General features: G+C 56.4%; 25 protein-coding genes. 12 read left to right on the top strand and 13 right to left on the bottom strand.

Features of this window, described 5'->3' with window-relative positions:
• The first annotated feature begins 49 nt into the window (after positions 1-49).
• A complete protein-coding gene (locus GVJ63_RS21340) occupies positions 50-1,414 on the top strand; it encodes an MFS transporter (protein WP_010255391.1) in 1,365 nt (454 codons plus the stop codon).
• 748 nt (positions 1,415-2,162) lie between these two features.
• On the opposite strand, the gene GVJ63_RS21335 is transcribed toward GVJ63_RS21340, so the two are convergent.
• Complete coding sequence (locus GVJ63_RS21335; protein WP_003852530.1) at positions 2,163-2,654, bottom strand: YajQ family cyclic di-GMP-binding protein; 492 nt, start codon at positions 2,652-2,654, stop codon at positions 2,163-2,165.
• 135 nt (positions 2,655-2,789) lie between these two features.
• Here GVJ63_RS21335 and panE point away from each other — a divergent pair, with 135 nt between their 5' ends.
• Together panE and yajL are read left to right on the top strand one after the other, a co-directional pair.
• Entirely contained in the window at positions 2,790-3,710 is a 921-nt protein-coding gene (panE, locus tag GVJ63_RS21330; RefSeq protein WP_033756769.1) for a 2-dehydropantoate 2-reductase, read from the top strand.
• A complete protein-coding gene (gene yajL / locus GVJ63_RS21325) occupies positions 3,664-4,260 on the top strand; it encodes a protein deglycase YajL (RefSeq protein WP_010671202.1) in 597 nt (198 codons plus the stop codon). The genes panE and yajL overlap by 47 nt, the downstream gene beginning before the upstream one ends.
• A gap of 81 nt (positions 4,261-4,341) precedes the next feature.
• On the opposite strand, the gene thiI is transcribed toward yajL, so the two are convergent.
• Entirely contained in the window at positions 4,342-5,790 is a 1,449-nt protein-coding gene (gene thiI / locus GVJ63_RS21320; RefSeq protein WP_033766637.1) for a tRNA uracil 4-sulfurtransferase ThiI, read from the bottom strand.
• Positions 5,791-6,025: 235 nt separating this feature from the next.
• On the opposite strand from thiI, the gene xseB reads away from it, so the two are divergent.
• From xseB to GVJ63_RS21300, 4 genes are all read left to right on the top strand, one after another.
• The gene (gene xseB, locus GVJ63_RS21315) at positions 6,026-6,268 is read left to right on the top strand and encodes an exodeoxyribonuclease VII small subunit (protein WP_010255382.1); all 243 of its coding nucleotides are present in this window, start codon (positions 6,026-6,028) and stop codon (positions 6,266-6,268) included.
• Positions 6,268-7,167: a (2E,6E)-farnesyl diphosphate synthase gene (gene ispA / locus GVJ63_RS21310; protein WP_033785424.1), complete on the top strand. Its 900-nt coding sequence runs from the start codon at positions 6,268-6,270 to the stop codon at positions 7,165-7,167. Before xseB ends, ispA begins: the two co-directional genes overlap by 1 nt.
• A gap of 19 nt (positions 7,168-7,186) precedes the next feature.
• Positions 7,187-9,052 (top strand): 1-deoxy-D-xylulose-5-phosphate synthase, encoded by a 1,866-nt coding sequence (gene dxs / locus GVJ63_RS21305; RefSeq protein ID WP_010671199.1) that lies wholly within the window; start codon positions 7,187-7,189, stop codon positions 9,050-9,052.
• Between the two features lie 82 nt (positions 9,053-9,134).
• Complete coding sequence (locus GVJ63_RS21300) at positions 9,135-10,109, top strand: aldo/keto reductase (protein WP_159227333.1); 975 nt, start codon at positions 9,135-9,137, stop codon at positions 10,107-10,109.
• A 64-nt stretch (positions 10,110-10,173) separates the two neighbouring features.
• Here the strand turns inward: GVJ63_RS21300 and pgpA are convergent, their stop codons facing one another.
• From pgpA to nrdR, 6 genes are all read right to left on the bottom strand, one after another.
• Entirely contained in the window at positions 10,174-10,668 is a 495-nt protein-coding gene (pgpA, locus tag GVJ63_RS21295) for a phosphatidylglycerophosphatase A (protein WP_031293112.1), read from the bottom strand.
• The gene (gene thiL, locus GVJ63_RS21290; protein WP_159227332.1) at positions 10,658-11,635 is read right to left on the bottom strand and encodes a thiamine-phosphate kinase; all 978 of its coding nucleotides are present in this window, start codon (positions 11,633-11,635) and stop codon (positions 10,658-10,660) included. The genes pgpA and thiL overlap by 11 nt, the downstream gene beginning before the upstream one ends.
• Before the next feature lie 55 nt (positions 11,636-11,690).
• Positions 11,691-12,110 (bottom strand): transcription antitermination factor NusB, encoded by a 420-nt coding sequence (gene nusB / locus GVJ63_RS21285; protein WP_010255372.1) that lies wholly within the window; start codon positions 12,108-12,110, stop codon positions 11,691-11,693.
• A 19-nt stretch (positions 12,111-12,129) separates the two neighbouring features.
• Positions 12,130-12,600, bottom strand: coding sequence for a 6,7-dimethyl-8-ribityllumazine synthase (gene ribE, locus GVJ63_RS21280; RefSeq protein WP_010255369.1), 471 nt, complete (start codon positions 12,598-12,600; stop codon positions 12,130-12,132).
• 90 nt (positions 12,601-12,690) lie between these two features.
• A complete protein-coding gene (ribD, locus tag GVJ63_RS21275) occupies positions 12,691-13,791 on the bottom strand; it encodes a bifunctional diaminohydroxyphosphoribosylaminopyrimidine deaminase/5-amino-6-(5-phosphoribosylamino)uracil reductase RibD (protein ID WP_159227331.1) in 1,101 nt (366 codons plus the stop codon).
• A gap of 3 nt (positions 13,792-13,794) precedes the next feature.
• A complete protein-coding gene (nrdR, locus tag GVJ63_RS21270) occupies positions 13,795-14,244 on the bottom strand; it encodes a transcriptional regulator NrdR (protein WP_009091750.1) in 450 nt (149 codons plus the stop codon).
• Positions 14,245-14,432: 188 nt separating this feature from the next.
• Here nrdR and lysM point away from each other — a divergent pair, with 188 nt between their 5' ends.
• Together lysM and GVJ63_RS21260 are read left to right on the top strand one after the other, a co-directional pair.
• Entirely contained in the window at positions 14,433-14,870 is a 438-nt protein-coding gene (gene lysM / locus GVJ63_RS21265) for a peptidoglycan-binding protein LysM (RefSeq protein WP_010255362.1), read from the top strand.
• 16 nt (positions 14,871-14,886) lie between these two features.
• Positions 14,887-15,456: a DUF3251 domain-containing protein gene (locus GVJ63_RS21260; RefSeq protein WP_052272140.1), complete on the top strand. Its 570-nt coding sequence runs from the start codon at positions 14,887-14,889 to the stop codon at positions 15,454-15,456.
• A 66-nt stretch (positions 15,457-15,522) separates the two neighbouring features.
• Here GVJ63_RS21260 and secF read toward each other — a convergent pair whose 3' ends face one another.
• From secF to queA, 5 genes are all read right to left on the bottom strand, one after another.
• Positions 15,523-16,491, bottom strand: coding sequence for a protein translocase subunit SecF (gene secF / locus GVJ63_RS21255; protein WP_010255357.1), 969 nt, complete (start codon positions 16,489-16,491; stop codon positions 15,523-15,525).
• A gap of 10 nt (positions 16,492-16,501) precedes the next feature.
• A complete protein-coding gene (gene secD / locus GVJ63_RS21250; protein ID WP_010255355.1) occupies positions 16,502-18,349 on the bottom strand; it encodes a protein translocase subunit SecD in 1,848 nt (615 codons plus the stop codon).
• A gap of 25 nt (positions 18,350-18,374) precedes the next feature.
• Entirely contained in the window at positions 18,375-18,707 is a 333-nt protein-coding gene (yajC, locus tag GVJ63_RS21245; protein WP_010255353.1) for a preprotein translocase subunit YajC, read from the bottom strand.
• Positions 18,707-19,855 carry a tRNA guanosine(34) transglycosylase Tgt gene (gene tgt, locus GVJ63_RS21240; protein WP_010255351.1) on the bottom strand — a complete coding sequence of 383 codons (1,149 nt, stop codon included), beginning with the start codon at positions 19,853-19,855 and terminating at the stop codon, positions 18,707-18,709. Before tgt ends, yajC begins: the two co-directional genes overlap by 1 nt.
• A gap of 78 nt (positions 19,856-19,933) precedes the next feature.
• A complete protein-coding gene (gene queA, locus GVJ63_RS21235) occupies positions 19,934-21,004 on the bottom strand; it encodes a tRNA preQ1(34) S-adenosylmethionine ribosyltransferase-isomerase QueA (RefSeq protein ID WP_010671194.1) in 1,071 nt (356 codons plus the stop codon).
• Positions 21,005-21,107: 103 nt separating this feature from the next.
• Between queA and GVJ63_RS21230 the strand changes: the two genes are divergently transcribed.
• The 3 genes from GVJ63_RS21230 (at position 21,108) to GVJ63_RS21220 (ending at position 23,966) form a co-directional block, all read left to right on the top strand.
• Positions 21,108-21,689, top strand: a complete 582-nt coding sequence (locus tag GVJ63_RS21230; RefSeq protein ID WP_064689916.1) for an ACP phosphodiesterase — start codon at positions 21,108-21,110, stop codon at positions 21,687-21,689.
• Between the two features lie 207 nt (positions 21,690-21,896).
• Entirely contained in the window at positions 21,897-22,709 is an 813-nt protein-coding gene (locus GVJ63_RS21225) for an inositol monophosphatase (RefSeq protein ID WP_064689915.1), read from the top strand.
• Positions 22,710-23,966, top strand: a complete 1,257-nt coding sequence (locus tag GVJ63_RS21220; protein ID WP_060679580.1) for a histidine-type phosphatase — start codon at positions 22,710-22,712, stop codon at positions 23,964-23,966.
• The last annotated feature ends 71 nt before the right edge of the window (positions 23,967-24,037 follow it).

Here is a 24,037-nt window from a genome sequence, read left to right as displayed (position 1 = left end):
GCCCTGCCCCGCCCCCTAGAATAAATGCAGCACATTAACAGAGGTTGGAATGAACGATAATAAAATGACTCCGGTGGAGCTGCGCGCCACATGGGGCCTCGGTACGGTCTTTTCCCTGCGCATGCTGGGAATGTTTATGGTCCTGCCGGTACTGACCACTTATGGCATGGCATTACAGGGCGCGAGTGAAACCTTAATTGGCCTGGCAATCGGCATTTATGGCCTTGCCCAGGCGATATTTCAGATTCCTTTTGGTCTGCTCTCCGATCGCATCGGGCGTAAGCCGCTGATCGTTGGCGGACTGTTGCTGTTTGTCCTGGGCAGTATTATTGCTGCCTGCACCGACTCCATCTGGGGCATTATTCTGGGCCGTGCACTTCAGGGCTCAGGCGCGATTGCCGCTGCCGTGATGGCGCTGTTATCCGATTTAACCCGTGAGCAGAACCGCACCAAAGCGATGGCGTTTATCGGCATCAGTTTTGGCGTTACCTTCGCGATCGCCATGGTGGTCGGCCCGATTGTTACTCACGCACTGGGCCTGCATGCGCTGTTCTGGATGATTGCGATTCTGGCGTCGCTGGGTATCGTGATCACCCTGCTGGTGGTGCCATCGGCCTCCCATCATGTTCTGAACCGTGAATCAGGCATGGTTAAAGGCAGCTTCCGCAAAGTGCTGGCTAACCCACGTCTGGTGAAGCTCAATATCGGTATTTTCTGCCTGCACGTCCTGCTGATGTCGAGCTTTGTCGCGTTGCCGGGGCAGTTTGAGCAGGCAGGCTTCCCGGCTCCCGAACACTGGAAAGTCTATCTCTCCACCATGCTGATCGCTTTTGCTGGCGTAGTCCCCTTCATCATTTATGCCGAAGTGAAGCGCCGCATGAAGCGTGTCTTTGTCGGCTGCGTCGGGATGATTGTCATTGCCGAGATCGTATTGTGGGGCGCGGAAGGACATTTCTGGACGCTGGTGGTGGGTGTTCAGCTCTTCTTCTTCGCCTTCAACCTGATGGAAGCGATTCTGCCTTCGCTGATCAGTAAAGAGTCGCCCGCAGGCTACAAAGGCACGGCGATGGGGATCTACTCCACCAGCCAGTTCCTGGGCGTGGCCGTTGGCGGCAGCATGGGTGGCTGGGTATTTGGTCATTTCGATGCGCAGACCGTATTCCTGGTTGGCGCGATGGTGGCCGCAGCCTGGCTGTTTGTCAGTATGACAATGCAGGAACCGCCTTATGTCAGCAGCCTGCGCATCGTGCTGAGTGATGCCGCACTGGCCGTGCCGAATCTGGAGCAGCGCCTGAAAGCGCAGCCGGGCGTTAACTCTGTGTTTATCGTGCCCGAAGAGAAAAGCGCCTATATCAAAATTGATAGCAAGGTTACCAGCCGCCCTGAGCTGGAAGCTCTGCTGGGTAGTTGCTGATAAAAAACCGGTTTGGCATGTTAGCTGTGAGATCGATCTGACTTAGGAAGCAGGCCCAGAGAGCCAGCTTGATAGGGTGAGCAACATCAGTCCATTTCGCTGTGAGATCGAGCTGGCTCAGGGAACACGGTCAGATCGGAAAGTCGCAAAAGCCGCCATCCATGGCACGCTCGGCCCGCGCCGTCCCTGGCGCGGGACGCTTTCCTCCTCTGACCGTGTTCCCTGCGCCCCTGAGCTTTTGAGTTGCAGCTAAGTTCCCCCAGGATTTGAATCTGTTAATAGACTCAAATCCAACTCAATCCTGGTTTCAGACAGCTTATAAACTCAAAGCAAGGGGGCCAGCATAGGCTCAACCGCGCCAAACCCGGCACAAGCCTTCTTACAGACAACTCATAAATCCAAGGCGATGGGAGCCTGTGCCTGTAGCAAAGCATCGCGGGCCAGGGACAAAAACGCCGGGAGCGTTTTTGAACAACGCAACGCGTTGGCCCGGCTACGGGCGCACCTCAGGGATGAGGTGCGTAATCGCCCGCGCTGAGCCGCCATGGATGGCGCTTTTGCGTCTTTGCGAAAGGCACAGGCTCCCTGAGCAAGCGCGCGATTGCACAGACGCCCTACAGCTCCCAACTCTCTCCAGAATTTCGACTTGTTTAAAGCGACAGAAGCCCACCCAAACTCAACAACAAAAAACCCGGCCTTAGCCGGGTTTTTATCACTGCATTCATGCTGAAATTCAGCCTGCCCCCGCTTAATCGCGGAAGTTTTTAAACTGGAATGGCTGCCCCAGATTACTGCCGCGCACGATTGCCATCGCACCCTGCAAATCATCACGCGCTTTGCCGGTTACACGCAATGCTTCACCCTGAATCTGGGTCTGCACTTTCAGCTTGCTGTCTTTGATCAGCTTCACCAGCTTCTTCGCCACGTCGCTTTCAATGCCTTTTTTCAGTTTGGCATCGACCGCCCAGCTTTTGCCGCTGTGCTCAATCTCTTCCGGCACCTCTAAAGCACCGCCTTCAATCCCGCGCTTCAGTAACTTCTCACGCAAAATATCCACCAGCTGCTTAACCTGAAAATCGGACTCGCTGGTGATTTTGATGGTTTCATTCTTTTCGTTGAGCTCAAACTCGGCGCTCACGTTGCGGAAATCGAAGCGGGTAGACACTTCACGGTTGGCATTTTCCACCGCATTGCGAATTTCCTGCAGATCGACTTCTGAAACGATATCGAAAGATGGCATCTCTTCTTCTCCTGACGCTAAAGTGACATGCATAATACGCGTCTTAAGGTGCTAAATAAAATCAGGCTGCACACAACGCTATAATGAAAGTGTGACAGTAAATAATAGATGGATAGCCCGCCAGCGGGAGGCAGCATGAAAATTACCGTGTTAGGTTGCGGTGCTCTGGGTCAGATCTGGATGACAACCCTTGCCCGCCAGGGACATGAGGTGCAGGGATGGTTGCGGGTGCCGCAGCCCTACTGTTCAGCCAATGTGATTGATCCACAGGGTAACATTTCGAACCGCACGTTTATCGCCAACGATCCGCTGTTTCTGGCAGAAAGCCAGCTGCTGCTGGTTACGCTCAAAGCCCCGCAGGTCTCGCCCGCGGTGAAAAACCTGGAAAGCGTGCTGCCAGAAAACTGCCCGGTGCTCCTGCTGCACAATGGGATGGGGACGCTGGAAGAGCTGAAAGGGCTGACTCAGCCGCTGCTGCGCGGCGTCACCACCCATGCGGCGATGCGCGACGGCACTGTTATTAAACACATTGCCAGTGGCATTACCCACATCGGCCCCGGTAACCGCAAAAGCGCCGCTTACAGCGATCTCGCCGATATCCTGCATCATGCCCTGCCTGATGTCGCCTGGCATGACAACATCCGGGCGGCCTGCTGGCGCAAGCTGGCAGTGAACTGCATCATCAATCCGCTAAGCGTGGAGTATGAGTGCCAGAACGGTGCCCTGCGCGCTTATCCGGAGCAGATCGCGCAACTGTGCGAAGAGATCAGCTGGGTCATGGAGCGCGAAGGTCAGAACGTTGCCAGCGAAAGCCTGCAGGACATCATCTTCGACGTGATTGAAAGCACCGCGGCCAACACCTCTTCGATGCTGCAGGACATACGCGCCCAGCGTCTCACCGAAATCGACTATATCAGCGGTTTTCTGCTGCGCCGCGCCCGGACGCACGGCCTGGTGCTGACGGAGAATACCCGTCTGTATGACATTGTAAAACGCAAGGAGTCCCATTATGACCGCGAACGCATCAGTGCTGGTTTGCCTGGCACATGGCAGTGAAGAAACCGAAGCTGTCACCACCATCGACCTGCTGGTACGCGCCGGGCTGAACGTTGTCACCGCCAGCGTCGAAAGCGACGGCAACCGGGAGATCGTCTGCTCACGCGGTGTTCGTCTGCTGGCTGACGTGACGCTGGTTGAAGTCGCCGACAATGATTTCGCCGCCATCGTCCTGCCCGGCGGCCTGAAAGGCGCCGAAACCTTCCGTGACAGTCCGCTGTTAGTCGAAACGGTACGCCAGTTTCACCTCAATGAAAGGATCGTCGCCGCTATCTGCGCAGCAGCAGGCACGGTACTCATCCCCCACGATCTCTTCCCGGTCGGTAACATGACTGGCTTTCCCGGCTTAAAAGAGACCATTCCGTCAGACAAGTGGATGGAGCGGCGTGTGGTCTGGGATCCGCGCGTCAATCTGCTGACCAGCCAGGGGCCTGGCACGGCAATGGATTTTGCGCTGAAGCTGATCGATCTGCTGGTGGGAAAAGAGATGGCGCGCGAGGTGGCCGCACAGCTGGTGCTGGCTCCCGGCATTTATGACTATCAGGCGTAAACACGCCTGAGTTGAACAATCTGTTTTAAGACAATGCAGCCAGTCAGACCTGAACAGGCGCTGACTGGCTCTGGGGCGTCACTACGGGCGGTAGACTTTGACGTTTTTAAAGCCCTGCTCATGCAGATAGAGTGCCTGCAGACGGCTCATCACACCACGATCGCAGTAGAGCAACCAGGTCCGGTTCTGATCGAGATCGCCAAACTGCGTACTGAGTTTGTAGAACGGCAGCGACTTCACTTCCGTGGCTTTCAGTGCCAGAGGCTTCTCTTCCTGCTCATCAATAGAGCGGATATCCAGCACCACGTCGTTCTCGCTCAGCATGGCGACGGTCTCAACTTCAACCACCTCCTCTTCTGTCTGCTCAGCGATGGTACGGATATCGACGTTGGTCGCCTCTTCAATGACCCGATCCAGAATCGTGAAGTCGAAATTCTGCTCTTCAGCCTCGATCTTCTCTTTCACCGCTTTCACGGTCGGGCTTTTTGAGATGACACCGCAATATTCCGGCATGGTGCTGGCGAAATCTTCGGTGCCAATCTCACGGGCAATCCTGATGATGTGCTCTTTGTCATGAGAGATCAGCGGACGCAGAATCAGCGTATCAGAGGCGTTATCAATCAGGCGCAGATTGGTCAGCGTCTGGCTCGACACCTGACCCACCGCTTCACCGGTAACCAGCGCCTGCACGCCGTAGCGCTCAGCAATCGTCGAGGCGGCACGCACCATCATGCGCTTCAGCACCACACCCATCTGACCGTCATCCACTTTTTCGAGGATCTCACCCACTACCGGCTCAAAATTGATCGCCACGAACCGCACGCGGTGTGAACGACCAAAACGATTCCACAGATAGTGCGCAACCTGACGGACGCCAATCTCATGGGCGGCACCGCCAAGATTAAAGAAGCAGTAATGTACGCGACTGCCGCGACGCAGCAGCATATAGCTGGAGACGCCGGAGTCAAAGCCACCGGAAATCAGCGACAGCACATCTTCCTGCGTGCCGATCGGGAACCCGCCCAGACCTTCGTAGCGCGCAGTCACCAGCGTCAGACGATTCTCTTCAACTTCAAGATTCACTGTAACGTCCGGGTTTTTAAGCTGTACGCGGGCGCTTTCAATATGCTGATTCAGACCACCGCCAACATAGCGCTCCACATCCTGTGAACTGAAGCTATGCTTACCACGACGCTTAACACGCACGCAGAAGCTCTTCCCTTCAAGGCTGTCGCGATACTGCACTAAAGTCTGTTCAAAGATGTGATGAATATCGGTGTACTCACGATCTTCAACCGCTAAAACGTGATGAATCCCCGGAATGCGCGTCAGCTCATCGGGAATAATGTCCCGCAGCACCGGATTTTTCGAACGCACTTCAATGTGATCCCAGTGACGCACAACGGCGATTTCGTCGCTAACGGTTTTCAGGACGTTGCGGATATTGCTGGCAAGAATCTTGATAAAGCGCAAACGCACCGACGGACTCTTGATGGTGATTTCAGGAAATAACTTGATGATAAACTTCATGGCGGCGACACAGCTTCGTTGGGCAAATAAGTGCTAAAACAGGCAGCACTTAGCTGGTAAAATCACAAAATTGCGGGCTGCAAGGCGCAACCGCATCCGAGGCGCGGGAGTATATCACCTTTGTCAGGTGACTGCTTCTTCATCAGCCGCCGCATTGATTATTTTGCTAATCATAGGGTCTCAGCTACCATGACCGATTGCGAGATAATGTCCCAACCGTGAGTCGACACGAAATATGCCGAAAAAAGCCGAACAGCCAGCCAGCTTTGAAACGTCATTGCAGCAGCTGGAGCAGATTGTCAGCCGTCTGGAAAGTGGTGAACTGCCGCTGGAAGAAGCCCTGAACGAATTTGAGCGCGGCGTGCAGCTGGCGCGGACTGGCCAGCAGACGCTGCAGCAGGCTGAACAGCGGGTCCGTATTCTGCTGAACGATGATAAAGATGCCGACCTCACTGCTTTCACGCCGGAAAACAGCTAATGGATTTCGCCCGATTACTCGACGCGTATCAGCAGCAGGTTAACGCCGCGCTGACGCGTTTTATAGAGCCACTTCCTTTTCAGAGTTCTCCTCTGGTGAATGCCATGCATTATGGGGCATTATTAGGCGGTAAACGCCTGCGTCCTTTTCTGGTCTACGCTACCGGCGAAATGCTCCACGCCGACCCGGCGAGTCTGGATGCCCCCGCCGCCGCGGTTGAATGCATTCATGCGTACTCTCTGATTCATGACGATCTCCCCGCAATGGACGACGACGCACTGCGTCGCGGGCAGCCAACCTGTCACATTAAATATGGCGAAGATACCGCGATTCTGGCGGGCGACGCCCTGCAGACGCTGGCCTTTTCAATTCTGGCCGACGAAGCAATGCCCGGTGTCAGCGCTGAATATCGTCTGATGATGCTCTCTGAACTGGCGAAAGCCAGCGGCGTGGCCGGCATGTGTGGCGGACAGGCGCTTGATTTAGCGGCGGAAGGTAAATCTGTGGATCTGGACCAGCTGGAGCAGATCCATCGTCATAAAACCGGCGCGCTGATCCGTTCAGCGGTACGGTTAGGCGCCTTAACGGCGGGCGATGCTGGCCGGGAAGCCCTGCCGCTGCTCGACCGCTATGCAGAGGCCATTGGTCTCGCGTTTCAGGTGCAGGACGACATTCTGGATGTGATCGGTGACACAGCGGTGATCGGAAAACGCCAGGGTGCCGATCAGCATCTGGGAAAAAGCACCTATCCTTCACTGTTAGGCCTTGAAAATGCCCAAGCTAAAGCGCGGGATTTGTATCAGGAAGCACTTGATACGTTAGAAATGCTCGCTGCGCACTCTTATAACACTACAGCACTGCAGGCGCTGGCGAGCTTCATAATTGAACGCGACAAATAACTTCCATAATGAGTCTCTGATGAGTTTTGATATTGCTAAATACCCGACACTGGCGCTGGCAAACACGGTTCAGGAGCTGCGCGCCCTGCCGAAAGAGAAGTTGCCTGCGCTCTGTGATGAACTGCGTCAGTATCTGTTAGACAGTGTAAGCCGCTCCAGCGGCCATTTTGCGTCGGGTCTGGGCGTGGTCGAACTGACGGTCGCGCTGCATTATGTCTATAACACCCCCTTTGACCATCTGGTATGGGATGTGGGTCATCAGGCTTATCCCCATAAAATTCTGACCGGTCGCCGCGATCGCATCGGTACGATTCGTCAGAAAAATGGCGTACACCCGTTTCCATGGCGCGGCGAAAGTGAATATGACGTATTGAGCGTCGGTCACTCGTCAACCTCCATCAGTGCCGGTCTCGGCATGGCCGCGGCGGCAGAACGTGAAGGTCAGGGTCGTCGCACCGCCTGTATTATTGGCGATGGCGCCATCACCGCTGGCATGGCGTTTGAGGCGATGAACCACGCCGGTGATATTAAGCCGGACATGCTGGTGATCCTCAACGACAACGAGATGTCGATCTCCGAAAACGTCGGCGCGCTGAATAACCGTCTGGCGCAGATCCTGTCGGGTAAAACCTACGCGCGACTGCGCGAAGGCAGCAAGCGTGTGCTGACCAGCCTGCCACCGATTAAAGAGCTGGTAAGACGCACCGAAGAGCATCTCAAAGGCATGGTCGTGCCGGGCACGCTGTTCGAAGAGCTGGGCTTTAATTATATCGGCCCGGTAGATGGGCACGATGTGCTGACGCTGGTCAATACGCTGAGCAACATGCGCAGCCTGAAAGGGCCGCAGTTCCTGCATATCATGACGAAGAAAGGCAAAGGCTACGCCCCGGCAGAGGAAGATCCGATTGCCTGGCACGCCGTGCCTAAATTTGATCCTGCGATTGGCGAACTGCCAAAAAGCGCAGAAGGCCTGCCGAGCTACTCTAAAATCTTCGGTAACTGGCTGTGCGAAATGGCCGCCGACGATCCGAAACTGATGGCGATTACGCCAGCAATGCGCGAAGGCTCCGGCATGGTGGCCTTCTCACGCGAATTTCCGAAACAATATTTCGATGTGGCGATTGCCGAGCAGCACGCCGTGACCTTCGCTGCCGGTATGGCGATTGGCGGCTATAAACCGATTGTTGCTATCTACTCCACCTTCCTGCAGCGCGCCTACGATCAGCTGATCCATGACGTCGCCATCCAGAAACTGCCGGTCCTGTTTGCTATCGATCGCGGCGGTATTGTTGGCGCGGATGGTCAGACTCACCAGGGCGCGTTTGATCTCGCCTATCTGCGCTGCGTGCCGGATATGGTGATCATGACCCCCAGCGATGAAAATGAGTGTCGGCAGATGCTCTACACCGGCTATCACTATCAGGATGGTCCAAGTGCGGTGCGCTATCCGCGCGGCACCGGTGTCGGTACGCCACTGGCTCCGCTGCAGAGCCTGCCGCTGGGTAAAGCCGTGGTGAAACGTCAGGGTGAAAAGCTGGCGATTCTGAATTTCGGCACCCTGTTGCCGGAAGCGGCCGCCACGGCGGAAGCACTGAATGCGACTCTGGTCGATATGCGCTTTGTGAAGCCGCTGGATGAGGCGCTGATCGCCGAGCTCGCCGCCACGCACGACTCGCTGATTACGCTGGAAGAAGGCGCCATCAAAGGCGGTGCCGGCAGTGGCGTCAATGAATTTGTCATGGCGAAACGTCTGGCTGTTCCGGTGCTGAACATTGGTCTGCCTGATGAGTTCATCCCGCAGGGGACGCAGGACGAAGTGCGTCATGACTATCTGCTGGACGCGGAGGGCATTCAGCAGCAGATCGCCCGCTGGCTGGCGCAGTAACCTCCACTCTCTGCGCTCCCCCCTCGGGGAGCGCAACATCCTGCTATGCTAAGACCTTTGCACTTTCGCAGGAGCCTCCACCATGAAAACGATTCAACTGGGTACCACCGATCTGCAGGTGTCGCGTCTCTGTCTTGGCTGCATGACTTATGGCGAGCCCACGCGCGGCAACCATGCCTGGACGCTGCCGGAAGCGAGCAGCCGTCCGCTGATCCAGCAGGCGCTGAACGCGGGGATCAACTTTTTCGATACCGCCAACAGCTATTCAGATGGCAGCAGCGAAGAGATCCTGGGCCGGGCGCTGAAAGACTTTGCCCGCCGTGAAGAGATCGTGGTCGCCACCAAAGTCTATTTCCCGCTGACCAATCTGTCACAGGGACTGTCGCGCAAGAATATTCTGCAATCCATTGATGACAGCCTGCAGCGCCTCGGCATGGAGTATGTCGACCTGCTGCAGATTCACCGCTGGGATTATGAAACGCCGCTGGAAGAGACGCTGGAAGCGCTGCATGAAGTCGTGCAGTCTGGCAAAGCACGTTATGTCGGTGCCTCGTCGATGCACGCCAGTCAGTTTGCCCAGGCGTTGCAGATGCAGTCGGAACAGGGCTGGCATCGCTTTGTCAGCATGCAGGATCAGTACAACCTGATTCAGCGCGAAGAGGAGCGTGAAATGCATCCGCTCTGCCTGCAAGAGCAGATTGCCGTGCTGCCGTGGAGTCCGCTGGCGCGCGGTAAGCTGACTCGCCCGTGGGGGGAAAATACCGCGCGTTCCGCCTCTGACAAAGTGATGGCGTCGCTCTATGACAATACCGAAGAGAATGATGCCGTGATTGCAGAGCGGCTGGCGCAGGTGGCGGAAGGTAAAGGTGTAACGCGGGCGCAGGTGGCTCTGGCCTGGCTGCTGAGCAAGCCTGCCGTCACGGCACCGATTATTGGTGCGTCGCGTGCTGAGCAGTTTGAGGATCTGGTGAAGGCGGTGGATGTCACGCTGAGTGACGAGGAAGTTGCACTGCTGGAAGAGGTCTATCAGCCGCATCAGCCGGTAGGATTCGAATAAAATCAGAGAAGGAGACGCCCTGCCCGGGCGTCACCTTCTGTCGCGGTGTGATGAGCCCTGGCAGTTAACCTGCCAGCCAGACCCCAAAGCCATACAGCATGGCAGCGGAAATCACGCCAGCAATAATGTCATCCACCATAATGCCCATGCCGCCATGCACATTGCGGTCAAACCAGCGAATCGGCCACGGCTTCCACATATCAAGAATACGGAACAGCACAAAGCCACCCAGAACCCATTGCCAGCTGTTGACCGGAATCGCCATCAGCGTGATCCACATGCCGATAAACTCATCCCAGACAATACTGCCGTGATCGTGTACGCCCATATCTTTAGCGGTGCGATGGCAGAGATAGACGCCAACGCAGATACCGACCAGCACCACCAGCGAATAGAGATCCTGCGGCAGATAGGTCATCAGCCACCAGAACGGAATGGCCGCCAGCGATCCCATGGTGCCAGGCACGACCGGGCTTAATCCGCTGCCGAAACCGGTCGCCAGCAGATGCCAGGGATTGCTCATCCGCAGGCGACTCTTCGCCACGTCGTTATTTAGCATCAAAGTGATCAAACCCTTTATGACGGAATGTGGCGGGCTTGCCATTATCCAGCAGCGTTAAGCCTTCCGACTCCGGTGCCATCTGCCCGATGCAGGTATAGGGCACGCCCAGGTGACCCAGCGCTACATCGAGCGCGCCGCGATTGACCTCGGGCACCGTAAAGCAGAGTTCGTAATCTTCTCCGCCACTCAGCGCCCAGCGCAGGACCTGCTCAGGGTCGAAATGATCGCGCAGCGCAGCCGAAAGGGGCAACGCATCCAGATTAAGCCGTGCGCCACAGCCGCTGGCTTTCAGCACATGGCCGAGATCGGAAATCAGGCCGTCGGAAAGATCCACCGCTGAGGAGGCCAGCGAACGCAGCGCCTGGCCCTGCAGAATGCGCGGCATAGGACGCAGATGACGTTTAATCAGCGCTTCATGCACCGCCGGATCGCTGATGCGGCAGTGATGCTGCAGCAGCGCCAGGCCCGCGGCGCTGTCACCCAGCGTTCCGGTCACGTAAATCCAGTCACCCGGCTTCGCGCCTGAACGTTTCAGGGCGCGGCCCTGCGGCACCAGACCGTGAATCGCCAGCGTCAGGCTCAGCGGGCCACGGGTGGTGTCGCCGCCGACCAGCTGCATGTCGTAATATTCCAGCAGTTCAAACAGGCTTTCGCTGAAGGCAGAGAGCCAGCTCTCATCGACCTGCGGCAGCGTTAAGGCCAGAGTCAGCCATGCGGGATCGGCGCCCATGGCAGCAAGGTCGCTGAGATTCACAGCCAGGGCTTTATAACCCAGATCGGCAGGATGGATATCCCGTAAGAAGTGCACACCCGCGACCAGGGTATCGGTGCTGATCGCCAGCGTCTGTTTTTCCGGCACGCTAAGTAACGCACAATCGTCACCGATGCCGAGTTCGACATCACGGCGGCTGCGTGTTTTGCGGTTGAAGTAGCGTGCGATGAGTTCAAATTCACCACAAGACATAATTGCGTTCCGCTTAACCCTTCATGAAAAAAGGCCGGCAAGCCGGCCTTTTTGTTTATTTGCGATTGGGTCGAATTTGTGGACCGGCTTTATCAAGCACGCCGTTAACAAATTTATGACTGTCTTCGGCACCGAAGACTTTCGCCAGCTCAATCCCTTCGTTGATGGCCACTTTATAAGGCACATCATTACGTTTGCTCAGCTCGTACAGCGAGATGCGCAGGATAGCTTTTTCTACCTGGCCCAGCTCTTCGAGCTGACGCGACAGATAGGGCTTCATCAGTCCATCCAGATACGCACTGTTGGTCGCCACACCGGACAGCAGTTCGCGGAAGTAGGTAATGTCGACGTCTTTGACGTCCTGTTCCGCCAGAAACTGGTATTCCACATCGGCAATGTCGTTATTCGACAACTGCCAGGAGTAAAGCGCCTGAACAGCGCACTCACGGGCGCGACGACGAGCAGCAGGTTTCACAAAATTCCCCTTACAAAAATCAGGCTTTAATGGCTTTCAATACGTTGATCATTTCGAGCGCAGTCAGAGCCGCTTCAGCACCTTTGTTACCCGCTTTGGTGCCGGCACGCTCAATGGCCTGCTCGATGCTTTCAGTGGTCAGCACGCCAAACGCGACAGGAATCTCGCTGTTCATGGCAACGCTGGCGATACCGGAGCTGGCTTCACCCGCCACATATTCGAAGTGCGCAGTGCCACCACGAATAACCGTACCGAGTGCGATAATCGCATCATATTTGCCGGTGTTGGCCAGCGCGCGTGCTGCCAGAGGCAGTTCGTATGCACCAGGCACCCAGACTACAGTGATATTGTCATCTTTGACCTGGCCGATACGTTTCAGGGCATCAACTGCGCCATCCAGCAGGCTGTCATTAATGAAGTTGTTAAAACGCGCGATAACGATGGCAACATTGGCCTCAGGCGTTGCAACAGCAGCTTCGATAACTTTCATACTTATCCTTTCAGGGGTTTGGTTGGCCCCGCGCAGGGGGGCGGATTCTATCATACTCTTGGGCGGCGTGCTCTCGCTTTTCCGACCGTGTTATTGTGGTGTCAGGGTCAGGCGTAAATCGTCACCGACCTGGCGGACATCACTGAAACGGAAGGCAGGTGCGTCAGCCAGCTGGCTCAGTCCCGGTAGCTGACACAGCCCGCGTCCTTCATGACCTAACAGCTTAGGCGCCAGATAAACAATCAGTTCATCGACCAGTCCGGCCTGCAACAGGGCACCGGCCAGCGTTGCGCCCGCTTCAACCCAGACGCTGTTAATCTGTCGCTGTCCCAGCAGCATCATCATCGCCACCAGGTCCAGCTGTTGTTCGCGCAGCGGAACAGCGATTTGCGTCACGTCAGCGGGCCAGCTCTGCTGATCGGGCTGATGACGCATCAGCCAGGTTTGGCCCGGCTGCGAAATGAGCCGATGCTGCGGCGTCACGCGATTCTGGCTGTCGATAATCACCCGCACCGGCTGACGCAGTTGCTGCTCATCAAGCAGTGCCTGGCTCTCCGCATTGAGTTCAGACCAGCGTACCGTCAGGGAAGGATCGTCCGCCAGCACCGTGGCGCTGCTGCTGAGAATGGCGGCGCTCTGCGCACGCAGGCGCTGCACATCACGACGGGCAGCCGGCGAGGTTATCCACTGACTTTCGCCGCTGGCCATTGCCGTTCTGCCATCCAGTGAGGCACCCAGCTTGAGCTGGATCCAGGGGAAGCCAGTGCGCATGCGTTTGAGGAAACCGCGATTCAGCGCCTCCGCTTCCGGCATCATCAGACCGTGGCTGACCTCGATGCCCGCCTGATGCAGACGGTGCAGTCCGCGCCCCGCCACCTGCGGATTCGGATCCTGCATGGCGGCCACGACACGGGTAACGCCAGCGGCGATCAGCGCATCACAGCAGGGTGGCGTACGGCCATGATGGCTGCAGGGTTCCAGCGTGACATAGGCGGTTGCGCCACGCGCTTTCTCGCCCGCCATGCGCAGGGCGTGGACTTCAGCATGCGGTTCACCGGCGCGCTGATGCCAGCCCTCACCGACCACCTCGCCATCGCGCACAATCACGCAGCCCACATTGGGGTTCGGCATCGTCGTAAAGCGGCCGCGTCGCGCCAGTTCCAGCGCACGCGCCATGTAAAGTTCATCCATGGTTTAATCCTGTAACCGGGCGATCTCTTCGCCAAAATCACGAATGTCTTCAAAGCTGCGGTAAACCGAGGCAAAGCGGATGTAGGCGACTTTATCGAGCTTCTTCAGCTCATCCATCACCAGATTGCCGATCAGCTTACTGGGGATCTCACGTTCACCGGTGGCACGCAGCTGGGTTTTAATATGGTTTACGGCGCTTTCAACCGCATCGGCGCTGACCGGACGCTTCTCAAGCGCTTTCATCATCCCGCTGGCCATTTTGTCTTCATTAAAGGGTTCGCGCACGTCATTGCTTTTCACCACGCGTGGCATCACCAGTTCCGCCACCTCGAAGGTGGTAAAACGCTCATGACACATCAGACACTGGCGGCGGCGGCGCACCGAAGAGCCTTCACTAACCAGACGAGAATCAATCACTTTGGTGTCCACAGCGGAGCAGAATGGGCAATGCATGACGTTTCCTGACGCGAGAGAGATGGGCCAGACAGTGTAACGCGAACTGCGAATCAACAAAATCTCTTCCGTGCCTTTCCTGTGCCACCACGCACAGCATAAATGATGTTAAATATCAGCGACGGCAAAAGGGTCTACGCTTATAGAGCCGAAAGACGGCGTATATCCACTAACACACTGGAGGTTGTATGGGTCTGTTTAATTTTGTGAAAGAAGCCGGTGAGAAATTATGGGATGCCGTGAATGGCGGCGATGACCAGAATAAAAAGCTGCAGGATCACATCAACAAGCTCGGTTTACCCGACAGCGACAAAGTGGATGTGAAGGTCAATGGCGATACCGTGACCGTGACGGGCGATGGCCTTTCCCAGGAGCTGAAAGAGAAGATTCTGATCGCAGCCGGTAACGTTGCAGGCATCACCAAAGTGGAAGATAAGGTGACCGTGACAGACAGCGCGACCGAGTCAGAACTTTACACCGTGAAAAAAGGCGACACGCTGAGCGCAATTTCCAAACAGGTTTATGGAAATGCCAACGAATACAACAAGATTTTCGAAGCGAATAAGCCAATGCTCTCTCATCCTGATAAGATCTATCCTGGCCAGGTTTTACGTATTCCAAAATAACGGACAAGGATAACTTATGAGCAGGATGGTTTGGGTTCCGGTGGCGCTCTCTCTGGTGATGCTGAGCGGTTGCAGCAGTAGCGCCAGCAACCCGCAGGTCAGAGAGTTGCATCAGGAAGTGAGTCAGCTTAATCAGCAGATGCAGCACCTGACCACGCAGGCCAGTGCGCTGGAGATTCAGGGGCAGTTAAACAGCCATTCGCAGCAAGGCGCGTGGCTGATCCCGCAGGCGAACACGCCGGTGGCACTGCAAACCCAGCTCGGCACGCTGCGACTGGCGCTCTCGCCTGTCACCGCTGAAGCCAGCGGCTCGCGGGCAACCCTGACGGTACGCTCAATGGACGATCGCCCCTTGCCCGCCCTGCACGCTACGGTGAACTGGGGCGAACTCGATCCGGCGACCGGTAAACCACTGAGTAACGGCAGTCTGAGTCAGACGATAGCGGTGCCTGCCTCGCTGCTGCGCCAGCATTCGGTGAGCATACCGCTGCGACTCAGCGGCCTCACACCGGATCAATCAGGTTATGTCCGCGTGCATAACGTCACCGGCGACGCACCTGCCCAGACCTCCCCTGCTGCACCCTGATCTGATCACAGGTGCAAAAAAAAACGGGCAGCCACATGGCTGCCCGTTTTTATTTCTCTGCGGCGATTAAGGCAGGATAGAAGGCTGATCGGCGCCCTCTTTCTCGACTTTCTGCACCAGCATATGTTCACGCTTCATGCCCAGCTTCAGCGCCAGCGCCGAAGAGACATAAATTGATGAAATCGTACCAATCGTCACACCAATCAGCATGGTCAGTGAGAAGCCTTTCAGCAGCGCACCACCAAACACGAAGAGGATGAGGATCATCGCCAGCGTGGTCAGCGAGGTAATCAGCGTACGGCTTAACGTCTGGGTCAGTGACACGTTAGTAATATCGTAAGAGCTGCCGCGACGGATCTTGCGGAAGTTTTCACGAATACGGTCCGACACCACGATTTTATCGTTAAGCGAGTAGCCAATCACCGACATCAGTGAGGCAACAATCGTCAGGTCGATTTCAATGCGGAACAGCGCCAGCAGGCCGCAGGTGATGATCACGTCATGCGCCAGCGCCAGCACGGTACCCAGCGCCAGACGCCACTCAAAGCGAAAACCGATGTAGATCAGAATCGCAATCAGCGCGGACAACAGCGCCATCGCACCCGCCTGCGCCAGGTCGCTGCCCACACTCGGACCCACGAACTCAATGCGCTTAACGGTAGCATTCTGCTGGGTGGTCTGGTTAATGACCGACACGACTTTATTGCCTAACTCGGTGCCCGCCGGGCCGGTAACCGGTGCCATACGCACCATGACGTCACGGCTGCTGCCAAAGTTCTGCACCAGCGGCTCGTCAAAGCCCGCTTTCACCAGATCACCACGCAGGACTTCAAGATCGGCCGGTTTTTCCAGCGCGATCTCAATCACCGTACCACCGGTGAAATCGAGGCCCCAGTTAAAACCACGCACACCCACGATAGCAATCGCGGCGAGAATCAGCAGTCCCGAAATGATGAAGGCCAGCTTATCCCAGCGCATAAAGTCGACGACTTTACGCCCGTGGTTCAACTGCTCAATGTTATATTCCTGTGCCACAACGCACTCCTCAGATAGACAGCTTGTTGATGCGTTTGCCACCGTAAACCAGGTTAACAATGGCACGGGTACCGACAATCGCGGTGAACATTGAGGTTGCGATACCAATTGCGGTGGTAATAGCAAAGCCTTTGATCGAACCGGTGCCGACTGCATAAAGAATGATAACTTTGATCAGGGTGGTCACGTTCGCATCGACAATACTGGAGAAGGCGCCTTTATAGCCCTCATGAATTGCCTGCTGAACCGAGCGCCCGTTACGCAGCTCTTCTTTAATACGTTCGTTAATCAGCACGTTGGCATCCACCGCCACCGCCAGCGTTAACACGATACCGGCAATACCCGGCATGGTCAGGGTCGCGCCCGGCAACAGCGACATAATGCCGACAATCAGCACCAGGTTAACCAGCAGCGCGCTGGTCGCAATCAGACCAAACTTCTTGTAGAACACCACCATAAACAGGATCGACGCAAGCAGACCCCACAGGCAGGCTTCCAGACCCTGAGTAATGTTCTGCTGACCCATGGTCGGCCCGATAGTACGCTCTTCCACAATCTGGATGGGCGCAATCAACGCACCGGCACGCAGCAGCAGCGAGAGCTGACGCGCTTCGTTCGGGTTGTTGATACCGGTGATGCGGAAGCTGTTCCCCAGACGAGACTGGATGTTGGCGACGTTAATCACCTCTTCCTGTTTCACCAGAATTGAACGGCCGTTGGCATCTTTCTTACCACTGTCTTTGTACTCCACAAACAGGGTCGCCATCGGCTTGCCGATGTTGTCCTTGGTGAAGTTCGACATGATGTTACCGCCTGCGCCATCCAGTGAAATGTTCACCTGTGGCTGGTTGTACTCATCCATGCTGGAAGTCGAGTCGGTGATATGGTCACCGGTCAGGATCACCCGCTTGTAGAGCACCACCGGCTGGCCATCACGCATGTCTTTAACTTCAGAGTCACCCGGTACACGACCACTGGCCGCTACGGTTGGATCCACGCTGGTGTTTACCAGACGGAATTCCAGCGTCGCCGTTGCACCCAGAATCTCTTTAGCGCGTGCCGTATCCTGAATACCCGGCAACTCAACTACGATGCGATCGGAACCCTGACGCTGTACCAGCGGTTCGGCCACGCCCAGCTGGTTCACACGGTTACGCAGAATAGTAATGTTCTGCTGAACCGCATATTCACGCGCTTCGCTGAGACGGGCATCGCTCATGGTGGCACGCAGAGCATCGCTGCCGCTGCTGTTGATCACCAGATCCTGATGACGCGAGGTCAGCCAGGAGATCGCCGCATCGCGGCTGGCTGCGTCACGGAAACGAATTTCCACGCCGTAGTTCGCGATTTTGTTGACGGTGGTGTAAGGGATACTTTTGGTGCGCAGGTCGCTACGCAGCGAGTCAGCATTCTGCTCCTGCAGTTTGCCGAGTGCGGTGTCCATGTCCACTTCCATCAGGAAGTGCACACCACCACGCAGATCGAGACCGAGTTTCATCGGTTCTGCTGACAGCATCGACAGCCAGCGAGGCGTGGCTGGCGCGAGGTTCAGCGCAACAACGTAGTTTTCACCCAGCGCTTTCATGATCGCTTCACGGGCGCGTAACTGAACATCCGTATTATTGAAGCGCGCGGTAATCGCACCATTTTCCAGCGCAACAGATTTGCTCTGGATATTGTCTTGTTTTAATGCGGACTGAATTTGATCCAACGTCTGCTCACTGGCGGCGCTTCCGCGCGCACCAGTGATTTGAACGGCCGGATCCTCACCATACAGGTTGGGAAGCGCATAGAGCAGGCCGACGAGAATCACGACGACCAGCATCACGTACTTCCACAAAGGATAACGATTTAACACGGCAGTTCCCTTAGGGAAGAAAGAATTACAGCGCCTTGATAGTGCCTTTAGGCAGCACGGCGGCGACGAAATCACGTTTAATGACGACTTCATTGGTGTCATTCAGCGCGATAGCTACGTAGCCCGTGTCAGAGACTTTTGTTACGCGGCCTACAAGGCCACCGCTGGTCAGCACTTCATCACCCTTAGAGATAGAATCCATCAGCTTCTTGTGCTCTTTCGCACGTTTCTGCTGCGGACGCAGGATCATGAAATAGAAAATCAGACCAAACACCACCAGCATGATCACCAGAGAATACGGACTTCCCTGAGACGGTGCGCCTGCTGCGGCCACGGCGTCAGAAATGAAAAAGCTCATTAAATTTCCCTCATTGATGAATTATCAGACGTTAAAGGCGGAACTTCTTTGCCCGTCCGTTGGTAGAACTCGTTTACAAAGCGCTCTAATTTACCCTCTTCGATGGCCTGGCGTAAACCTGCCATCAGGCGCTGGTAATAGCGCAAATTGTGGATAGTGTTCAGACGCGCGCCCAGTATTTCGTTACAACGGTCGAGATGATACAAGTAGGCGCGGCTATAATTGCGACAGGTGTAACAATCACACTCCGCATCCAGTGGCGCAGTGTCATCTTTGTATCTGGCGTTGCGGATTTTCACCACACCCTCGGTCACAAACAGATGACCATTTCGGGCATTACGGGTCGGCATCACGCAGTCAAACATATCGACGCCGCGACGGACGCCCTCAACCAGATCTTCTGGCTTGCCGACACCCATCAGATAACGCGGTTTATCCTGCGGAAGCTGCGGACAGACGTGCTCAAGAATACGGTGCATGTCCTGCTTAGGCTCACCCACCGCCAGGCCGCCCACAGCGTACCCATCAAAGCCAATCTCTACCAGACCTTTCACCGAGACATCTCGTAAATCTTCGTAAACCGAGCCCTGAATAATGCCAAATAGCGCATTTTTATTGCCCAGGCTGTCAAAACGGTCACGACTGCGTTGCGCCCAGCGCAGCGACATCTCCATCGAGCGTTTGGCGTAGTCCCAGTCCGCCGGATAGGGCGTACATTCATCGAAAATCATCACGATGTCGGAACCGAGGTCATACTGAATCTCCATCGATTTTTCCGGATCGAGGAAGATCGGGTCGCCGTTGATCGGGTTACGGAAATGCACGCCCGCTTCGGTGATTTTACGGATGTCGCCCAGGCTGAAGACCTGGAAGCCGCCGGAGTCGGTCAGGATCGGCCCTTTCCACTGCATAAAGTCATGCAGATCGCCATGCAGTTTCATGATCTCCTGACCCGGACGCAGCCAGAGGTGGAAGGTATTGCCCAGAATGATCTGCGCGCCGGTCTCCTGCACTTCTTCCGGCGTCATGCCTTTAACGGTGCCATAGGTGCCAACAGGCATAAACGCAGGGGTTTCCACCACACCGCGATCAAAAATCAGACGGCCACGGCGTGCGCGCCCATCTGTGGTATCAAGTTCAAATTTCACAAAGCCTCCATCGGAGAAACAGTCCGATGCAGATAACCTTCAGTCGCTCTCAGTCGATTCCGGCTATCGGTTAATAAATCAGTCGCCCACTTTTTCCAGCGGCGCCTGCGGATTTTTGCTGATAAACATCGCGTCGCCATAACTGAAGAAACGATATTGCTCAGCCACGGCTGCGCGGTACGCGGCCATGGTGTGCTGATAACCGGCAAACGCCGAGACCAGCATAATCAGAGTCGATTCGGGCAGATGGAAGTTGGTGATCAGCGCATCGATCACCTGATACTCATAGCCCGGATAGATGAAAATCTGGGTATCGTCGAAGAACGGCGCAATCAGGGCATCCTGACTCGCTTTGGCGGCGCTCTCCAGCGAACGGACAGAGGTGGTGCCGACAGCGACCACCTTATTGCCGCGTGCTTTACAGGCCAGCACCGCATCAACAACCTCCTGCGGCACTTCGGCATATTCAGCATGCATGTGATGCTCTTCGATGGTGTCGACGCGCACTGGCTGGAAGGTTCCCGCACCGACATGCAGCGTCACAAACGCCATCTCAATGCCCTTCTCTTTCAGCGCCTGCAGCAGCGGTTCATCAAAATGCAGACCGGCGGTCGGTGCCGCAACGGCACCCGGACGGGCGCTGTAAACTGTCTGATAGAGCTCGCGATCCGCCTCTTCATCCGGACGGTCGATATAAGGCGGCAGAGGCATATGGCCAACGCTGTTGAGGATGTCGAGCACCGCGCGCTCATCATCAAACACAATCTCAAACAGCGCATCGTGACGCGCCACCATCGTCGCTTTGACGCTCTCGTCTTCGCCCAGCAGCAGTTCTGCTCCCGGCTTCGGCGCTTTCGAGGCGCGCACATGGGCCAGCACACGCTTGTCGTCAAGCATCCGCTCCACCAGCATCTCGATTTTGCCGCCACTGGCTTTGCGGCCAAAGACGCGCGCCGGAATCACACGGGTGTTGTTGAACACCAGCAGATCGCCCGGATTCAGCTTATCCAGCACGTCGGTGAACACACCGTGCGACAGCGTCCCGCTGGGGCCATCGAGCGACAGCAGACGACAGCCGCTGCGCTGCGCCTGGGGATAGTGAGCAATCAGGGATTCAGGCAGTTCAAAAGCAAAATCGGCGACACGCATGAAAGAGTTCTTTCTCAGGCAAAAACAGGCGGCACAGTTTAGCGGAAAATCGACCAATTCTGAACAACTGGCTGCGCAAAGGCAGTTCAGCCTATAATGCGGCATGAACTTTCTTGCTCATCTCCATCTGGCTAAGCTGGCCGACAGCTCCTTACTCGGCAATTTAATGGCCGATTTTGTGCGTGGCAACCCGCACCAGCACTGGTCTGCGCCCGTCGCGGACGGCATTCTGATGCACCGTCGTCTCGATGTGATGACCGATGCGCTGCCGGAAGTGCGCAGCGCCCGTCAGCTATTCCGTGCCGAAACCTATCGCGTGGCACCCATTACGCTGGACGTCATCTGGGACCATTTTCTGGCCCGGCACTGGCAGCACTTCACGCCCGGCCAGACCCTGGTGCACTTTTCTGCCGCCGCCGAGCGCGAGATCATGCCGCAACTGACAGACACCCCCATCGAGTTTCAGGAACTCAACGCGGTGATGTGGCGCGAGCGCTGGTTTGAGCATTATGCCCAGCCCGCGCGGCTGGAGCGGGTGCTGCACGGCATGGCCAGCCGCCGTCCACGCCTGGCGGCCCTGCGCGACTCCTACCACGATTTCACGCAACACTATGATCAGCTGGAAGCGCTGTTTTTTGTTTTTTATCCGCGTTTAATGGCGCTGGCGACCAGCAGAACCCTGTAAAACACGATCCTCTGCTGCCGGGCTGGCGGACGCCAGCTTTCGTCCGCCGGGAAAGCGCCTCACCCGACCCCCGCATCATCTTGCCATTGCTGCCTATCTGCGGCTTAATGAAGCCTTTCTTAACAATAGTTAAGTAAATATCACAGCCAGACCGCCTGTTCAGGCGTGCCTTCCGTTCGTTTTGACCAAAAGACATAAGAGGAAAAGATGTCATCCGCTTCGCATTCTGAAATTGACGCGCGTTACCGTTACGCCTGCGACATCGCCCGTGCGGCGGCCAGCCGGGCTTATTCGTGGTATCAGCAGCGTCAGACACTGGTGGTGGAACACAAAAGGGATTTGCAGGACGTGGTCAGCGAGGCTGATCGTAACGTTGAGGCATTGATTAAGACATTAATCGCTGAGCGCTTTCCTGACGATGCTGTCTATGGCGAAGAGAGCGGCGGTGAGGTTCAGGGCGCGCCCTTTATCTGGGTGGTCGATCCCATCGACGGCACCGCCTGCTTCGTCAACGGCCTGCCTAACTGGTGCGTCTCGCTGGCGGTGGTCTGTGACGGCGAACCAGTGATCGGCGTGGTCTGCGATCCCAATCATCAGGAGCTGTTTCACGCACGAGCAGGTCAGGGTGCGTGGGTTAATGAGAGCCGTTTGCAGGTTCATAGCGCGACGCATCTCAACGAGGGTTTGCTCGGCATCAGCAACTCCAGTCGCACCCCTGCCGAAAGCGTCTCGCGCCTGATTAGCGGCTTAACTGAACAGGGTGGCATGTTTATCCGCATCGGTTCTGGCGCGCTGACCAGCGCCTGGGCGGCCGCCGGGCGACTGATTGGCTACTATGAAGCACATATGCATCCCTGGGATAGTCTGCCGGGCATCGTCCTGATGCGCGAAGCGGGCGGCGTTACTAATGATTATCTGCGCAACGAAGGACTCAAAAACGGCAACCCGGTGTTGCTGGCCAATGCGACTCTTTATCCAAAAATCAAAGCGCTGACCGATAATCGCGCGCTGGAGGAGTAAATGACGCTGCCAGGCCTGTACCGCTGCGCGCTGATCCTCTGTTCTCTCTGGCTGTTAAGTCCGGTGTCACAGGCGGCGGATTACCAGCTGGAGAAAGTGGTCGAACTGAGCCGTCACGGTGTCCGTCCGCCCACCCCCGGCAATCGTAAAGAGATTGAAGCCGCCAGCCAGCAACCCTGGACGCAGTGGACCACCGCCGATGGTGAGCTGACCGGTCATGGCTACAGCGCGGTGGTCAATAAAGGACGCTGGCAAGGCGAGCACTATCGCCAGCTCGGCCTGCTGGGCGCGGGCTGTCCTGATGCGGCACAGGTCTACGTGCGCGCCAGTCCGCTGCAGCGCACCCGTGCCACGGCCACAGCGCTGACTGATGGGGCCTTTCCCGGCTGCGGCGTGCCGGTGCATCACGTCGCGGGCGAAGTCGATCCCCTGTTTCAGAGTGAAAAGCTGACGATCACCCAGAGCGATCCTGCTCAGGAGCTGGCGGCTAAGCAGCAGAAAGCGGGCGATCTGGCGCGGCTGCAACAGCAGTTGCAACCCGCCATTCAGCAGCTGAAAGCCGCCGTCTGCCCGCCCGCGACTGACTGCCCCCTCTTTGATGCGCCCTGGTCGTTCCGGCAAACCCGTAACGGCAACACATACGTTTACGGGCTGAGTGTGATGGCAAGCATGGTGGAGACGCTGCGACTGGGCTACAGCGAAAACCTGCCGTTGGACCAGCTCGCCTGGGGACACATCACCTCGGCCGCGCAGATCACCACGCTGCTGCCGCTGCTGACCGCAAACTACGATCTCAGCAACGACGTGCTCTATCAGGCACAGCGCCGTGGCTCAATATTGCTCAACGCCCTGCTGGAGGCGATTGCTTCCGATAGCGCGCCGGGCCGCTGGCTGATTCTGGTGGCACATGACACTAATATTGCGATGGTGCGCACCCTGATGGGCTTTAGCTGGCAGTTGCCAGGCTATTCACGCGGCAACATTCCACCGGGCAGTAGTCTGGTGCTGGAGCGCTGGCGCGACACCCACAGCGGCGAACGTTTTTTGCGGCTCTATTTCCAGGCGCAGAGTCTGGATGGGATTCGTCAGCTGCAACCGATTGATGATAAACATCCGTTATTACGTCAGGAGTGGCATCAGCATGACTGCAGAATCACCGATGTCGGCCTGCTCTGCCCTTATCAATCCACGCTGACTCAGCTACGAAAAAAGCTGGATAACAGCGCTGTGCTGCCGGTTTCGGTTATATTGCCCTGAGTCTGTGGCTAATCAAATTCAGGCCGCAGCATCAACGCGGCCTGAATAATGTTAACCGCTGTTAATTAACG

This window comes from Pantoea sp. 18059 (assembly GCF_902706165.1).
GTDB classification, from domain to species: domain Bacteria; phylum Pseudomonadota; class Gammaproteobacteria; order Enterobacterales; family Enterobacteriaceae; genus Pantoea; species Pantoea agglomerans.
Note: the sequence above shows the minus strand (reverse complement) of the source record. Positions and strands in the feature narration are given on the sequence as shown.

Bases quoted from the DNA above. Each gene is read 5' to 3' on its own strand.
- GVJ63_RS21340 (WP_010255391.1), top strand. From the start codon at position 50: ATGAACGATAATAAAATGACTCCGGTGGAGCTGCGCGCCACATGGGGC.
- GVJ63_RS21335 (WP_003852530.1), bottom strand. From the start codon at position 2,654: ATGCCATCTTTCGATATCGTTTCAGAAGTCGATCTGCAGGAAATTCGC.
- panE (WP_033756769.1), top strand. From the start codon at position 2,790: ATGAAAATTACCGTGTTAGGTTGCGGTGCTCTGGGTCAGATCTGGATG.
- yajL (WP_010671202.1), top strand. From the start codon at position 3,664: ATGACCGCGAACGCATCAGTGCTGGTTTGCCTGGCACATGGCAGTGAA.
- thiI (WP_033766637.1), bottom strand. From the start codon at position 5,790: ATGAAGTTTATCATCAAGTTATTTCCTGAAATCACCATCAAGAGTCCG.
- xseB (WP_010255382.1), top strand. From the start codon at position 6,026: ATGCCGAAAAAAGCCGAACAGCCAGCCAGCTTTGAAACGTCATTGCAG.
- ispA (WP_033785424.1), top strand. From the start codon at position 6,268: ATGGATTTCGCCCGATTACTCGACGCGTATCAGCAGCAGGTTAACGCC.
- dxs (WP_010671199.1), top strand. From the start codon at position 7,187: ATGAGTTTTGATATTGCTAAATACCCGACACTGGCGCTGGCAAACACG.
- GVJ63_RS21300 (WP_159227333.1), top strand. From the start codon at position 9,135: ATGAAAACGATTCAACTGGGTACCACCGATCTGCAGGTGTCGCGTCTC.
- pgpA (WP_031293112.1), bottom strand. From the start codon at position 10,668: ATGCTAAATAACGACGTGGCGAAGAGTCGCCTGCGGATGAGCAATCCC.
- thiL (WP_159227332.1), bottom strand. From the start codon at position 11,635: ATGTCTTGTGGTGAATTTGAACTCATCGCACGCTACTTCAACCGCAAA.
- ribE (WP_010255369.1), bottom strand. From the start codon at position 12,600: ATGAAAGTTATCGAAGCTGCTGTTGCAACGCCTGAGGCCAATGTTGCC.
- ribD (WP_159227331.1), bottom strand. From the start codon at position 13,791: ATGGATGAACTTTACATGGCGCGTGCGCTGGAACTGGCGCGACGCGGC.
- nrdR (WP_009091750.1), bottom strand. From the start codon at position 14,244: ATGCATTGCCCATTCTGCTCCGCTGTGGACACCAAAGTGATTGATTCT.
- lysM (WP_010255362.1), top strand. From the start codon at position 14,433: ATGGGTCTGTTTAATTTTGTGAAAGAAGCCGGTGAGAAATTATGGGAT.
- GVJ63_RS21260 (WP_052272140.1), top strand. From the start codon at position 14,887: ATGAGCAGGATGGTTTGGGTTCCGGTGGCGCTCTCTCTGGTGATGCTG.
- yajC (WP_010255353.1), bottom strand. From the start codon at position 18,707: ATGAGCTTTTTCATTTCTGACGCCGTGGCCGCAGCAGGCGCACCGTCT.
- queA (WP_010671194.1), bottom strand. From the start codon at position 21,004: ATGCGTGTCGCCGATTTTGCTTTTGAACTGCCTGAATCCCTGATTGCT.
- GVJ63_RS21230 (WP_064689916.1), top strand. From the start codon at position 21,108: ATGAACTTTCTTGCTCATCTCCATCTGGCTAAGCTGGCCGACAGCTCC.
- GVJ63_RS21225 (WP_064689915.1), top strand. From the start codon at position 21,897: ATGTCATCCGCTTCGCATTCTGAAATTGACGCGCGTTACCGTTACGCC.
- GVJ63_RS21220 (WP_060679580.1), top strand. From the start codon at position 22,710: ATGACGCTGCCAGGCCTGTACCGCTGCGCGCTGATCCTCTGTTCTCTC.